Origin of the sequence: Paenibacillus illinoisensis NBRC 15959, from assembly GCF_004000925.1 — a bacterium.
Classification (GTDB): domain Bacteria; phylum Bacillota; class Bacilli; order Paenibacillales; family Paenibacillaceae; genus Paenibacillus; species Paenibacillus illinoisensis.
Genome location: NZ_BIME01000009.1, coordinates 98,361 through 111,377, shown reverse-complemented (window position 1 = coordinate 111,377; position 13,017 = coordinate 98,361). Strand labels below are relative to the sequence as shown.

General features: G+C 49.6%; 15 protein-coding genes and 1 riboswitch. Of the genes, 6 read left to right on the top strand and 9 right to left on the bottom strand.

Annotation, left to right across the window (positions count from 1 at the left end):
- Positions 1 to 101 precede the first annotated feature (101 nt).
- Positions 102 to 602, bottom strand: coding sequence for a hypothetical protein (locus tag PIL01S_RS20560; protein ID WP_127539136.1), 501 nt, complete (start codon positions 600 to 602; stop codon positions 102 to 104).
- A 172-nt stretch (positions 603 to 774) separates the two neighbouring features.
- Between PIL01S_RS20560 and PIL01S_RS20555 the strand changes: the two genes are divergently transcribed.
- The 6 genes from PIL01S_RS20555 to PIL01S_RS20530 all read left to right on the top strand — a co-directional run bounded on the left by PIL01S_RS20555 (position 775) and on the right by PIL01S_RS20530 (position 5,664).
- Positions 775 to 1,161 carry a VOC family protein gene (locus tag PIL01S_RS20555; protein WP_127539135.1) on the top strand — a complete coding sequence of 129 codons (387 nt, stop codon included), beginning with the start codon at positions 775 to 777 and terminating at the stop codon, positions 1,159 to 1,161.
- A 202-nt stretch (positions 1,162 to 1,363) separates the two neighbouring features.
- Positions 1,364 to 1,476: riboswitch (TPP riboswitch) on the top strand.
- Between the two features lie 209 nt (positions 1,477 to 1,685).
- Positions 1,686 to 2,726, top strand: coding sequence for an ABC transporter substrate-binding protein (locus tag PIL01S_RS20550; RefSeq protein WP_127539247.1), 1,041 nt, complete (start codon positions 1,686 to 1,688; stop codon positions 2,724 to 2,726).
- A gap of 29 nt (positions 2,727 to 2,755) precedes the next feature.
- Entirely contained in the window at positions 2,756 to 3,046 is a 291-nt protein-coding gene (locus tag PIL01S_RS20545; RefSeq protein WP_095291668.1) for an MTH1187 family thiamine-binding protein, read from the top strand.
- On the top strand, positions 3,046 to 3,804 hold the full coding sequence (locus tag PIL01S_RS20540) for an ABC transporter permease (RefSeq protein WP_127539134.1): 759 nt from the start codon (positions 3,046 to 3,048) through the stop codon (positions 3,802 to 3,804). Before PIL01S_RS20545 ends, PIL01S_RS20540 begins: the two co-directional genes overlap by 1 nt.
- Positions 3,805 to 3,848: 44 nt before the next feature.
- Positions 3,849 to 4,757 carry an ABC transporter ATP-binding protein gene (locus PIL01S_RS20535; protein WP_246058501.1) on the top strand — a complete coding sequence of 303 codons (909 nt, stop codon included), beginning with the start codon at positions 3,849 to 3,851 and terminating at the stop codon, positions 4,755 to 4,757.
- A 100-nt stretch (positions 4,758 to 4,857) separates the two neighbouring features.
- Entirely contained in the window at positions 4,858 to 5,664 is an 807-nt protein-coding gene (locus tag PIL01S_RS20530; protein WP_127539133.1) for a TatD family hydrolase, read from the top strand.
- Between the two features lie 68 nt (positions 5,665 to 5,732).
- Here the strand turns inward: PIL01S_RS20530 and nfsA are convergent, their stop codons facing one another.
- From nfsA to PIL01S_RS20490, 8 genes are all read right to left on the bottom strand, one after another.
- Positions 5,733 to 6,476: an oxygen-insensitive NADPH nitroreductase gene (gene nfsA, locus PIL01S_RS20525; protein ID WP_127539132.1), complete on the bottom strand. Its 744-nt coding sequence runs from the start codon at positions 6,474 to 6,476 to the stop codon at positions 5,733 to 5,735.
- The gene (locus PIL01S_RS20520) at positions 6,469 to 7,065 is read right to left on the bottom strand and encodes a TetR family transcriptional regulator (RefSeq protein WP_095361592.1); all 597 of its coding nucleotides are present in this window, start codon (positions 7,063 to 7,065) and stop codon (positions 6,469 to 6,471) included. The genes nfsA and PIL01S_RS20520 overlap by 8 nt, the downstream gene beginning before the upstream one ends.
- Positions 7,066 to 7,281: 216 nt before the next feature.
- Positions 7,282 to 8,442, bottom strand: coding sequence for a YhgE/Pip domain-containing protein (locus PIL01S_RS20515; protein WP_127539131.1), 1,161 nt, complete (start codon positions 8,440 to 8,442; stop codon positions 7,282 to 7,284).
- A gap of 255 nt (positions 8,443 to 8,697) precedes the next feature.
- A complete protein-coding gene (locus PIL01S_RS20510; RefSeq protein WP_127539130.1) occupies positions 8,698 to 11,223 on the bottom strand; it encodes a heavy metal translocating P-type ATPase in 2,526 nt (841 codons plus the stop codon).
- 159 nt (positions 11,224 to 11,382) lie between these two features.
- Entirely contained in the window at positions 11,383 to 11,583 is a 201-nt protein-coding gene (locus PIL01S_RS20505; RefSeq protein WP_095361595.1) for a copper ion binding protein, read from the bottom strand.
- Positions 11,584 to 11,634: 51 nt separating this feature from the next.
- Positions 11,635 to 12,030, bottom strand: coding sequence for a metal-sensitive transcriptional regulator (locus PIL01S_RS30060; RefSeq protein ID WP_127539246.1), 396 nt, complete (start codon positions 12,028 to 12,030; stop codon positions 11,635 to 11,637).
- Positions 12,031 to 12,167: 137 nt separating this feature from the next.
- Positions 12,168 to 12,650: a GNAT family N-acetyltransferase gene (locus PIL01S_RS20495; RefSeq protein ID WP_127539129.1), complete on the bottom strand. Its 483-nt coding sequence runs from the start codon at positions 12,648 to 12,650 to the stop codon at positions 12,168 to 12,170.
- Between the two features lie 110 nt (positions 12,651 to 12,760).
- Positions 12,761 to 12,943 (bottom strand): hypothetical protein, encoded by a 183-nt coding sequence (locus PIL01S_RS20490; RefSeq protein WP_127539128.1) that lies wholly within the window; start codon positions 12,941 to 12,943, stop codon positions 12,761 to 12,763.
- Positions 12,944 to 13,017: the final 74 nt, after the last annotated feature.

Here is a 13,017-nt window from a genome sequence, read left to right as displayed (position 1 = left end):
TCTACATCATGATTGCCCAGGAAATAGTATGCGGCAGGTTATTTCATTTCTGTAGTAAAAAAATATTAGCATTAATTTATGAATTACATTCAGCAGGTTTACTAAGCTTCATTGTTGATCAAGGGAGCTACCACTTCTTTCCCTTTAATAAATGTACGGAATACATATCGAACAAGGGGCCCAATAATGAGAAGCTGCAGCGGAAGGGCCAGGCTAAAGTTACGAGCGATGGTGTGAAGATAGGTTTCGAGGAGCGGTTTACCCACCAACTGATTCGCAAAATAAGACGTGACCATACCATACAAGGACATGATCAAAACCATGCCAACAACCATGCAGCAAGACATGGCCACAATACCGAGAAGCTTGTTGGACTTGTCAAACGGCAGTGAAAAAGCAACTTTCTGGGCTACCGGACCGACAACAAAGGATTCCACCAGGAAAGCAATAGCAAAACACAAAACAAACTGAAACAGTAATTCAAGTGGGGATAATCTACCGATTAATCCGTTGTAAATCAGGTTGAAGGACATCATCACGATGACCATTCCTGTACACATCATCAAGCCAAAATAAATATGTTCTTTCTTCGTGGTTGGCAACTATCTCTCATCCTCTCTGTTTACTCTGCCAATTATAAAGATCGCGAATATCTCCACATAAGTGAACATTCTGTGAATTTAAATAAAATCACATTTGACAACTCGGAATTGGGAATCTATCATATCCCTTAATATGTAAGAAACGATTTTCTGAACTTGGGAGGTTTTCATGATGGGTTTTCAAAAACGTATTGACCACATCGGCATTGCTGTACGTGATCTGGAGACAACACTGCGTTTCTATACGGAGATTGTAGGACTGGAATTGAAAGATCGGGTAACCCACACGAATGGTGTTATTCAGCTCGCTTTCCTTGGCTTCCATGGTAGTGATGAAACGGAGATTGAATTGATTCAGGGATACAGCGATAAACTGCCTTCCGAAGGAACGGTGCACCATTTCGCTATCCACGTGGAGGACCTTGATGCGGAATATAAGCGTATCCAGGCGACGGAGGCCGAGTTTATCGACGGGGAGATCATTACGCTGCCCAACGGCTATCGATATTTCTTCATCTATGGACCAGAAAAGGAATGGATTGAGTTTTTCCAGCGCTAAACATATATTGCTTAAGGAATATTCCATACCAGAAATAACATGTACCCGTCTGCCTTCAAACAAAGATCGATTCCGATCCGCATATCCTTCCGGATATTCGATACATTCCCCAAAGCAATCCCCCTTGGCTATTCCACCAGTTCTTGACTGGACACATCCCGGCCTCTGGCCTATAATTACACCTAGTAATGCCCGTAACTTCATAGTTTCCCAGGGGAGTCGGAATTGGCCGGCTGAGAGTGTATCCCATCAAGATACTAACCCTTAGACCTGATCTGGATCATGCCAGCGTAGGAATCGGAGTATATCGAATTGGCCCAGCCATGTGCTGCAGCCACCTCTCTAACGCCTGCACGCGTCCCGGATTACGGGGCGCTTTTTTTGATGGTATCTTTTTGACACAAAAAGTACGTCATCCGGATCATAGCTGGTATAAATCAAAGGATTTATGCACCATGCTTGGATATGAAGCCAAGGAGTACCCCGCGCCACTGGCCGGACCATATGAAGGAGAGAAAAACAAGATGAGATGGCGTAAAATGATCGGACTCCTGCTCTTGTGTGTGACACTGGTCACCGTCGCTGCATGCGGCAGCAAGGAAGCAGCGCCTGCAGGACAGAACGGCAGCAGCACCACTGAAAACAGCAGCGAAGGTGACAGCGCAGCATTGAAGGATGTTAAGGTCGTGCTCGACTGGACACCCAATACGAATCATACCGGGCTTTATGCCGCCGTGGATCAAGGGTTTTACCAAGCAGAAGGCTTGAATGTCGAGATTGTGCAGCCGGGAGCCGGCGGTGCGGATACGATGGTAGCCTCAAACGAAGTTCCTTTTGGGGTAAGTTATCAGGAGAGCGTAACGCAGGCCCGTACACAGGACGTTCCGCTCGTCTCCATTGCAGCTGTCATTCAGCATAATACATCTGGATTCGCCGCTCCGGTGGATCGAAACATTAAATCACCCAAGGATTTCGAAGGCAAATCCTATGGCGGCTGGGGATCACCCGTTGAAGAAGCGGTTATGCAATCCATTATGGAAGGCGAAGGCGCCGATGTGTCCAAAGTAAAAAATATCAATATGGGCGACGCTGACTTTTTTACCGCAGTGAAACGGGACATTGATTTTGCATGGATTTTCTATGCATGGACCGGCATTGAAGCCGAACTGCGCGGTGAACCCCTCGACATGCTGTATGTGAAGGATTATTCCGATGCGCTGGACTATTACACGCCTGTACTCGTGACGAACGAGCAGACCATTCAGAATGACCCGGAGCTGGTAAAGTCGTTTATGAAGGCTACTTCCGAAGGGTATCAATATGCGATTGATCATCCCGAAGAAGCGGCAGACATTTTAATCAAGGCTGTACCTGATCTCGATAAGGACCTTGTGGTGGCAAGTCAGAAATGGCTGAGCCCGAAATACAAGGATGATGCTCCACGCTGGGGTGAGCAAAAACAGGAAGTGTGGCAGAACTACACGGACTGGATGTTCAGCAAAAAACTGCTTGATGAGCAGATCGATGTATCCGAAGCCTATACGAACGAATTTCTACCCCAATAAAGTTGAATCGAAAGGAGCCGTGATCTCTCATGGCAAGTACACTGCTTAGCATTCAAGTGATTCCCAAAACGCCGAATGGCGAAAATTCGTATCCTTATGTAGATCGGGCCATCGAAGTGATTCAGCAATCCGGCTTGAAATATCAGGTCAATCCGCTCGACACTACAATGGAGGGTGAGCTGGAGGAACTGCTGGAAGTTGTCCGTAAAATGCATGAGGTGCTCGTGGAGGCTGGCAGTCCAAGCATCATCTCCCAGATCAAAATCGCCCACAGCCCGAACGGCTTCAGCATGGATACCCTGACGGAGAAATATCGCTAATGCATACGTACTTCAAAAGTGTATGGCCGCCCATTGTGGCGGTTATTCTCTTTATAGCCATATGGCAGGGCGCCGTGTCCCTGTTTCATATTGAGAAATGGATGCTGCCCGCACCTTCGGACATCGCGCACGAAGCCGCTTCCCAAGCAGAACGCCTGGGCATGCATGCCTGGGCGACCATTCAACTTACATTAGTTGGCTTCGCCGCCGGCACGCTGGTTGGGCTGCTGATCGCGATGGTGCTGCATCTGATTCCTTTTCTGAAATCTGCCCTGTATCCTTTACTTATTCTTAGTCAAAATATACCGACGATTGCGCTCGCTCCGCTCCTGCTGATCTGGTTCGGATTCGGACTGCTGCCCAAACTGATTACCATCATCCTGGTCTGCTTCTTCCCCGTTGCCGTCGCTGCCATGGACGGCCTGACACGTACGGATGCTGCCATGATGAATTACATGCGCATGGCGGGAGCAAGACGCGGCCCAATTTTCTGGAAGCTGGAGCTCCCGCACGCACTGCCTTCCATCTTCTCCGGCGTCAAGATTGCCGCGACTTACAGCGTCATGGGTGCCATTATTGCCGAATGGATCGGAGCCGACAAAGGGATCGGATATTACATGATGCTTCAGAAGTCCGCTTACCGGACAGATCGTTTATTCGTTGCAATCATGATTATTGTCGCGCTCAGCCTGCTGCTCTTCCTGTTCATTGCCCTGCTGGAGAAGCTGCTCGTTCGCTGGCGACCACAGAAGCGCTGAAATCGCGGCAGAAGCACTATACAAGGTTAGGAAGTGAATGTGAGATGACACTCAAATATAACGAACAGGCACCACCTGCACCAGGCGGAAGCGCCGGAATTTCAACTCGAGAAGAATCACTCCGCACTGCTGCTTCTACCGCTACCTCCGATTCGGGTAAGCAGAGCCTGCCTGCACTGGAAGTACAGGACGTCCATGCTTCCTTCCGGGAACGACGGAACAAGCTGTCAGTCCTGAACGGATTATCCCTGACCGTAGAGCAGGGCGAATTCGTAGCGATCGTTGGGCCTTCCGGATGCGGCAAGAGTACGTTGTTCCATATCATTGGCGGGTTGTTGAAACCCCAAACAGGCCAGGTTCTCATGAACGGACAGAATGTTACCGGGCAGCGGGGCAAAATCAGCTATATGCCGCAGCAGCCCGCTCTCTTTCCTTGGCGTACCATTGAAGACAACGTGCTGCTTGCCGGGGAAGTGTCAGCACATACGCCACCCAAGGCAGAAGCGCTTGCGGAAGCACGGAAGTGGCTTTCCAGCGTCGGTTTGGGCGGGTTTGAACAGGCGTATCCGCACATGTTATCGGGCGGTATGCAGCAGCGGGTAGCCTTTTTACGTGCCCTGCTCAGTCCGCAGGAACTGATGCTGCTGGATGAGCCCTTCAGCGCCCTCGATGCGTTGACACGCAGTGACATGCAGCGATGGCTGCTCGATATATGGGAACAAAACCGCCGATCCGTACTGTTTATCACCCACAATATCGAAGAGGCACTGCTGCTTGCGGATCGAATCTATGTGTTATCCAACCGACCTGCGACCGTGCTGCATGAGGTACATGTCCCTTTTGATCGTCCAAGACGTGAAGAAATAACGGAAGAGAAGGCTTTCCTCGAACGTAAACGGCAGATTTCGGAGTGGATGAAAGAAGAACAGAAAAAAGCCCGGCTAACTCCATAGCACGGGTTTTTCGTTATATTTTTCCAAAACAGTGATCCGCATTCATCATATTCACGTATCAACCTTCAAAAGATAATAGATGACTAGGAGGGCCTACTTCATGCATTCCCAAGCTTTTGCACCACTGATTGATGCTCATATCCATTTTGACAAATATACCGTGGAGGAACAGCAGCATATGCTGCAATCTTTCCCGGATCAACAGGTTGAGGCTGTCATCGCCGTTTCCATGAATATCACCTCGGCACAGGATAATCTGGAGCTGGCGAGACAGAATCCCCGATTCATCTATCCGGCTTTTGGCTTCCATCCGGAACAGCCCTTGCCATCAGCGCAGGATCAGAACCTGTTCTTCGACTGGATTGAAAAGCATATCGAACAAGCTGTAGCCATCGGGGAAGTTGGACTGCCCTACTACAATCGCCAGGAAGCAGAACAGGCAGGACTTGCTTTTGAGCAGAGTGGATATATTGAGCTGCTCGAACGCTTTATTCAACTCGCCAAGCGGCATAACAAACCCATCGTGCTTCATGCCGTTTACGAAGATGCCGACATCGTATGCGACTTGCTGGAACAATATCAGGTCAGACGCGCCCATTTCCACTGGTTCAAGGGTTCCCGTCAAACCGTGCGGCGGATGGCGGATAACGGGTACTTCATCTCCTTTACGCCAGACATTCAGTATGAAGAGGAGATTCGTGAGCTGGCAAGACAATATCCATCTGAACAGGTTATGGCAGAGACGGACGGGCCCTGGCCTTTCGAAGGGCCGTTTCAGGGAAGAATGACACATCCCGCCATGACGAGACAGGTGATTCAGGCCTGGAGCGAGATCACGGGCATGGGAACCGAGCGGGCAGCACGCCTCTTTTACCAGAACTCGAAGCGGTTCTACCGTTTACCTTAATGTACAGCACAGATAGACGACAAAAGGGTCAGCCGGACTTCCCGGATGACCCTTTTCGTTGACCTTAATTAACGTTTCATAAACCCTCTGCCTTCGAGATACGATTTCATCTGCAGACGTGCAGGCTCGGTAAGGCGTTTGGCCATCAATTCGGACCACGGCGTCGTACGTTCACCATTCGTGCGGGCTCTCATATAGGCTGTAGTGGTTTCGTCATAACTTTCCACGCCTCGGAGCGTCTCTTCGGCATCATAGCGATTACGATGAAGAACAGCATTCAGCGGCAGACGCGGACGGATGCCGGTTTCCTGGTCGGCTATACCGACACACATGCCGAATACAGGGTATACGCCTTCCGGCAGTCCCAGCAGTTCAGTCACTTCTTCAATCTTGTTACGCAGACCGCCGATATATACAATCCCGAAACCGAGCGACTCAGCCGCCAGAGCGGCATTCTGGGAGGCAAGAGCCACATCGATCGTTGCTACCATAAAATTCTCTGTGGAATCGGCATACGACTCCTTCTCCGGCTGGTGGCGCTTCGCCGCATCACTCAGACGATACAGGTCTGCACACCACACGAGGAAAACAGGGCATTCTTCCACATAAGCCTGGTTGCCTGCGAGTGCAGCGAGCTTCGATTTTAGTTCTGGTTCCGTCACGGCAACGACGCTATATGCCTGTACACTGCTGGAAGAGGAAGCCATCTGCCCGGCAGCCACGATTGTCGCAAGCTGCTCCTCGCTTACCGGATCCGGCTTGAATTTCCGCACTGAGCGGTGTTTCATCATCAATTCAATGGTTTCATTCATGTCTGTTCACTCCCAATCCTCGTAGTACGAACTCAATCGTCTGTTCAGCCAGCTTATCTGTATCCATATCCTCATAGTTAAACGTAAACCGTGAGTTTTTGGCACGTTTGTGTGCCAGAGCCACACCCATCACCTGAAGCATTGCATAAGATACGGAGTCGATTTGGAATACACCCTGGTCTTTACCTTCCTGCAGCAAATCATTCACTTTAGTCCAGACAGGGTCCAGGAACCGAAATACGGTGGCCGTGCGATGAGTGTTCAGTGTAATTTCAAGCTGTACAATGTCGCTCATCTCCCAGTCCGTCATCGTGAACTTCACGACTTCACCTACAATTTTGCTGATACCCTCCACAGGGGACATGGACTCCGCAGCCAAATCAGTCAGCATGTGATCAGGAAAGAAGTGCTCAAATATCGCTTCAAACACCTTTTCTTTGCCGCCAAAATGGTACGAGACCAGTGACACATTGGCACCCGCCTCATCACAGATTTGACGAACGCTTGTCCCGTCATACCCCTGCTGCGCAAAAAGTTTTTTGGCTGCGAGCAAAATCCTCGTTTTGATATCCAATTCCGGTTCCGTCATTCCGTTCGCTCCTCTTGTCCGTTCTTATCTTGCTCCAGCTTCCGGGGCTGCAGCCAGCTGTTTCATCTATTTATTATGAAAGTTTAACTTTCAAAGCGCAAGGTATGACCATATCATGTCAGAGCTCTAACTGGTCCTTGATACACAGCAGGCACCCCGGTTGAGATCCACCGGGGTGCCTGCTCCAATACTATAGATTCATTTACATCTGTAATATTAGCTGTTCACTTGAGCCGGGCTTGGTGCACCTGCCGGCATGCGCCGTTTTTTGAGCAAGGTCACTACCAGGGAGAGGGCAACCGCGATGACCAGAACAATCGCAACAGATCCGGCTGCCGACTGAACGCCCGGTCCACCAAGCTGAACGCTCAGAATACCTTGAACTGCGTACGTTGCAGGCAAGTACTGTCCGATACCGCTGTAGAAACCGTTAAGCAGCTCACGGGGTACCATTGCACCGGAAGATACCAATTGCAGGGACAGTGAGATGATGTTGAACAGGCTTCCTGCAGGTCCGAAGCAGATCAGGAAGAACTGCGAGAAGAACATGAACGTGCAGAGGAACAGAGCCTGGAACAACCAGAACGCGATGAATCCTTGAGCAATCTGTCCTCCGAGCGCAACAATCAGCGATGAGCCAAGAAGCGATACGACCAGAGCAGATGCGATATTAATCACTATTCTCGCACCAAACAGGGTCAAGCGGGAGTGGGTTGCTGACAGCATTCCCATAGCCGTTTGCAGATTCATACCCATGATCATGGCGCCGACATAAGAAGCCAGTACCATCATCATCGGTACCATTTGATTATTCATGCCGTTCACCGGATTAATCGAAGTTGTTGTGCCTTCAACCCGGGTAGCCAGATTGGCAGCAGCATCGGCCGCCTGATCCGCAGATGCCCCTGCAGCTGTCAGTACGGTCTGCACGCCTTGCGCAGTCGCTTGCTTATTGATTGTGTTCGTCACACTTTGGGAGACGCCCTGCATCATGCTTTTGATCGTCACCGGGTTAGCTTCGTTAATGGTGTACTTGATCTCAGCTGTGGAACCTGCAGTCTGAAGAAGCTCGTTAAAGCCAGCCGGAATGTTCAGCACCATGTGAACTTGGTGGTGATTCAGCTGATCCAATGCCTCAGCGGAACTGAGATCCGATACCGTATGGAAAGGCAGCGTCTTAGTCAAACTATCCGCAATACCTTGGGACATCTCGCCATCTTCGTTCACAATGGCTACTGTCAATTCAGTCGTGCGGTCGTTCACGCCGGAGTATGCAGTCATCCAGATGACACTGAAGATCACTTGGAACATAAGTGCTGTTACGATCCCCACAATCACTGGCGGTTTTTTCAATAAAATGCGTAATGCCTGTAGCATAGAATAAGGTCCTCCAATATAGATTAGTTCACATTTGATTTAAACGATCGTTTGAATCAAACAATTGTTTAAATTTTAATGGCATATGTCATTATTGTCAACTTATTTCTGAAATGTTCAGAAACATCATTCTCGTTTCATAAAGTCCATTTCCTTTTTTCATAAAAAGACAAGAAAAAGCACGGTTCACCGCAGCGAACCGCGCTCCATTTCAGGCTAGGCTGAAGGTAATAGCACGCCTATATCGCCTGCAATCTACTTTGGATTGCGTTCCAGCTTCAAACGTTGCAAACGCAGCGAATTCAATACCACCGATACGGAACTGAATGCCATGGCCGCACCAGCCAGCCAAGGGGCCAGGAAACCTACTGCAGCGATTGGAATACCAATGACGTTATAGCCAAGCGCCCAGAACAAGTTTTGCTTGATATTGCCCATGGTGCGCCGGCTCATCTCGATCGCATCCGCTATACTGTTCAGATCACCACGCATCAGCGTGATATCTGCCGCTTCCATCGCTACGTCTGTTCCAGTCCCGATGGCCATACCGATATCTGCTGTAGCCAGGGCAGGTGCGTCATTGATGCCGTCACCAACCATTGCTACTTTCAGCCCGCTATCCTGCAGCTTCTTCACTTCGGCTGCTTTACCCTCAGGCAGGACTTCTGCCAGGACATGATGGATACCTGCTTGCTCCGCCACGGCACGTGCCGTACGCTCATTGTCTCCCGTAATCATGATGACATCAATGTTCATCGCCTGCAGCCGTTGAATGGCTTCGCGTGATGTATCCTTAATTGTATCTGCCACAGCAACAATACCTGCCCAGCGGCCATCGACTGCTATCAGCATCGCTGTGCGGCCGAGCTCCTCCAGTTCATTCATCTGGCGAGCGGTTGCCTCCGATATCTCCACATGAGCATCTGCAAGCAGCCGCCGTGTTCCAACCAGAATTTCCTGTCCTTGTACTCTGGCCCGAACGCCATATCCTGGTATGTTCTCAAACTGCTCTGATTGGGACAATACTATCCCTTTGTCGCGGATTCCTGCTACGATAGCTTCCGCTAGCGGATGTTCAGAGCTTTGTTCTGCAGCTCCAACCCATTTCAACAGTTCTGCTTCTGTCCAATCTTGTGCTATGATCACATCCGTCAGCACCGGTTTACCTTGAGTGACTGTCCCTGTTTTGTCCAGAACAACCGTCTGAATCTGCTGTGCCGATTCCAGATGTTCTCCGCCTTTGAACAGGATGCCATACTCAGCCGCCCGTCCTGATCCAGCCATGACAGATGTTGGTGTTGCTAAACCCAAGGCGCATGGGCAGGCAATGACCAGTACGGCAATCGCTTTTTCCAAAGATCCTGCGAAGTCACCGGGACTGGCAAACAGATACCAGATCAAGAATGTCAGTGCAGCAATGCCAACCACAATTGGGACAAAGATCCCCGAAATAACATCCGCAATCCGCTGAATGGGTGCTTTGGACCCCTGTGCCTGTTCAACTACTTTAATGATCTGAGATAATGCGGTATCCGAGCCGACTCGTGTTGCGCGCAGCCTTAATGCACCGTTTTTATTCAGTGTAGCACCCGTAACGGCATCCCCCGGCCTTTTATCGACAGGCAAGCTTTCGCCGCTGAGCATGGATTCATCGACCGAGGATTGCCCTTCTTCCACAACACCATCCACTGGGATACTGTCCCCCGGTCGCACCAACACAATGTCACCTACGGCTACATACGCTGCAGGCACAACCACCTCCTGGCCATCCCGGATGACCCGGGCTTCACGAGGGGCCAGTTCGATCAGGCTTTTGATCGCCTGGGACGAGCGACCTTTCGCTACGGCTTCAAACCATTTTCCAAGCAAAATCAACGTAATCAAAACCGCACTAGTCTCGTAATACAGTTCAACCGAAGGCATCGTGGCACCCGCACTCGTGCCCATCCCGCCATGATCCATAGCAGCCGTTGAAGGTACCATTCCACTCGTGAGTGTCAGATACAGACTGTAGAAGAATGCCGCGCTTGTACCCAGAGCGACCAGTACGTCCATATTGGCACTTCCGTTACGCAGCGCCTTGTAAGCCCCGACATAAAATTGCCACCCAATAACGAACTGCACCGGTGCTGCCAGTACCAGCTGGAACCATGGATCCATGAACAGATCCGGCACCCAAATCCATGATGTAAATGAGAAGTGGCCTACCATGGCCCACAGCAGCGGTATGGATAATAAGGCGGAGATCATCCATTTCCATTTTTTGCGCTGCAGCTCACGTTCGCGTACGGATGAGGTTTCTTCCTGCGTCTGCTGCAGCTCGGCACCATATCCCAGCTGTTTGATTTTGGCTGTAATATCGGAAGGTTTCAGTGCTCCCGCTGCAAATTCAACGTGTCCCGTCTCCAGTGCCAGGTTTACATTCGCTCGCGATACACCCGGCAGGCGGGAAAGCCCCTTCTCAATCCGGGCAGAGCACGCAGCACACGTCATGCCTGTAATATCCAAATCAACCGACTCCGTTACTGTACCGTATCCGAGTGCCTCCACCTTATCCCGTAACGCGTTGACACTTACCGTCTTCGGATCATAGGTTACACTCGCTTGTTCTATGGCCAGATTAACGCTGGCCTGCTGAACGCCCTCCATACGGGATAGCCCCTTCTCGATTCGTGTGGAGCAGGCAGCGCACGTCATTCCCGTTATCTGCAGCGTGGTCTGGGTTCCATCCGGTTGCGATCCGGCTGCAGGTACATGATCCCTTGATGATGCTTTATCCATGATGGCGTCTCCTTTCATATGAACTTTCTATTCACATACCCCTATAGGGTATAATTTAGGCAAAAAATCAGGCTTAAACGACGATCCCTCTTGTCTGATGTATATCGGCATCTTGGTTCAGCGCATAGACAATAAGAAATCCGTTTAAGCCAACATGGATTAGACTACATCGTACCCTTGATCTTCAATGGCAGCCTTGATCTGCTCCACATTGACCTGCTGCTCATCATATTCCACCGCAACGGTTCCCGCTGCCAGATCAACCTGACCCTTAGCACCGACGTTTTTCACCGCTTCTTCAACCGATTTTACACAGTGGTTGCACGACATTCCAGTAACATTAAGCGTAACGTTAGACATGATTCAATTCCTCCTTGGGATATATAAATGATTGCTTTATTCTTTTAACAATTACTTCATCAACTTTCTTACCGTTACGAGCAGTTCATCCACTACCTCATGTTCCCCTGCCTGAATCCGTTCAACAATACAACTCTTCATGTGGCCTTCAAGCAGCAGCTTGCCCACTGAATTTAGTGCAGACTGCGCAGCTGCAATCTGGGTAAGCACATCATCACAATACGTGTCCTTCTCGATCAATCCCTTGATCCCGCGAATCTGGCCTTCGACCCGGTTCAAACGAGATATCAGGTTGCTCTTCATCTCCTGCGAGTGATGGCTCTTGCGCACATGCTTCCCGTCACTGCCTTCGGTATGGCATGCCGCTGCTTGTTGACCGGTTGCATTGTCATCGGACGGCGTTACAGATGGTTCCAAGGGTTCCTTGGGATGGCTCTGATGATCCATCATGAACACCTCTTTTCTTCGTTCTTTTCACAGTGTAACATACCCCATGGGGGTATTCAAGAATAAAATTAATGTCTTCTTTATAGCCATACAGATCTCTTTAAAATTCTGCATATTATAAATTGCGCAAGTCATCATTACAGTATGTATTCCATCCTGCTGCTTCGGACAGACAGACCCATTTGTTCATAAAAGGCCTGCGCACCCGTGTTAAATGTGGATACTGTTAATTCTACGCTATCTGCCTGAAGCTCCCTGCCCAGTTCAATTAGAGCATGCATCAATTTCTTACCCGTTCCTTGACCCCGCCCATCACTTCCGACGATCAATTCATTAATATACAGCATCTTGCGATCCAACAGCAGTTCAACTCCCTGAATCAAACTGAGCTGCGCACTACCGTACCCCAGAATATCCCCCGTGCCTACCGATTCAGCAACATACAGATAACGCTTATCCGTCTCCAGCAATGATACAAACTCCTGCTTCTCCATTCTGGGTTGCAATGCTCGATACACATCAGGCCGAGCCTCAACATGCATTTGATGCAGCTCATCCATCAGGAGGGAAACACCGGGATAGTCGGGGGCCGCTGCCTTTCTAATCTGGATTCGATCCACTTGAATCACACCTTCCTTTTCTTTAATTTACATTATTATACAACAAAATATAATAAAAGCAGATACCTCAGCGGTATCTGCTTCGTCAGAAACGACTCATTCGTTTCGTCTTATTCTTTGGAGGATTTGCTCTCATTAAATGCAACCGGTGATGGCTTGGCTGCCCAATCGTCCGCTTGTGGCTCGATATCTACACCGTTCATGATTTTCTTTTTCTCCATCAAGGAATCCCCGTCTTCGTCCAGCTTGTTGCGAATTTCCGCCTCATCTTGAGGTTGATTATTCTGTGTCATCTTAGAGTCCTCCTTTATATTTCATCATCATAATGATGTTCCTTTATATAACTTACCCAATTATTTCATTCCCA

What these genes read in the sequence shown, in the direction of transcription:
- PIL01S_RS20555 (WP_127539135.1), top strand. Translation starts at nt 775, where the DNA reads ATGGGTTTTCAAAAACGTATTGACCACATCGGCATTGCTGTACGTGAT.
- PIL01S_RS20550 (WP_127539247.1), top strand. Translation starts at nt 1,686, where the DNA reads ATGAGATGGCGTAAAATGATCGGACTCCTGCTCTTGTGTGTGACACTG.
- PIL01S_RS20545 (WP_095291668.1), top strand. Translation starts at nt 2,756, where the DNA reads ATGGCAAGTACACTGCTTAGCATTCAAGTGATTCCCAAAACGCCGAAT.
- PIL01S_RS20540 (WP_127539134.1), top strand. Translation starts at nt 3,046, where the DNA reads ATGCATACGTACTTCAAAAGTGTATGGCCGCCCATTGTGGCGGTTATT.
- PIL01S_RS20535 (WP_246058501.1), top strand. Translation starts at nt 3,849, where the DNA reads ATGACACTCAAATATAACGAACAGGCACCACCTGCACCAGGCGGAAGC.
- PIL01S_RS20530 (WP_127539133.1), top strand. Translation starts at nt 4,858, where the DNA reads ATGCATTCCCAAGCTTTTGCACCACTGATTGATGCTCATATCCATTTT.
- nfsA (WP_127539132.1), bottom strand. Translation starts at nt 6,476, where the DNA reads ATGAATGAAACCATTGAATTGATGATGAAACACCGCTCAGTGCGGAAA.
- PIL01S_RS20520 (WP_095361592.1), bottom strand. Translation starts at nt 7,065, where the DNA reads ATGACGGAACCGGAATTGGATATCAAAACGAGGATTTTGCTCGCAGCC.
- PIL01S_RS20515 (WP_127539131.1), bottom strand. Translation starts at nt 8,442, where the DNA reads ATGCTACAGGCATTACGCATTTTATTGAAAAAACCGCCAGTGATTGTG.
- PIL01S_RS20510 (WP_127539130.1), bottom strand. Translation starts at nt 11,223, where the DNA reads ATGGATAAAGCATCATCAAGGGATCATGTACCTGCAGCCGGATCGCAA.
- PIL01S_RS20505 (WP_095361595.1), bottom strand. Translation starts at nt 11,583, where the DNA reads ATGTCTAACGTTACGCTTAATGTTACTGGAATGTCGTGCAACCACTGT.
- PIL01S_RS30060 (WP_127539246.1), bottom strand. Translation starts at nt 12,030, where the DNA reads ATGGATCATCAGAGCCATCCCAAGGAACCCTTGGAACCATCTGTAACG.
- PIL01S_RS20490 (WP_127539128.1), bottom strand. Translation starts at nt 12,943, where the DNA reads ATGACACAGAATAATCAACCTCAAGATGAGGCGGAAATTCGCAACAAG.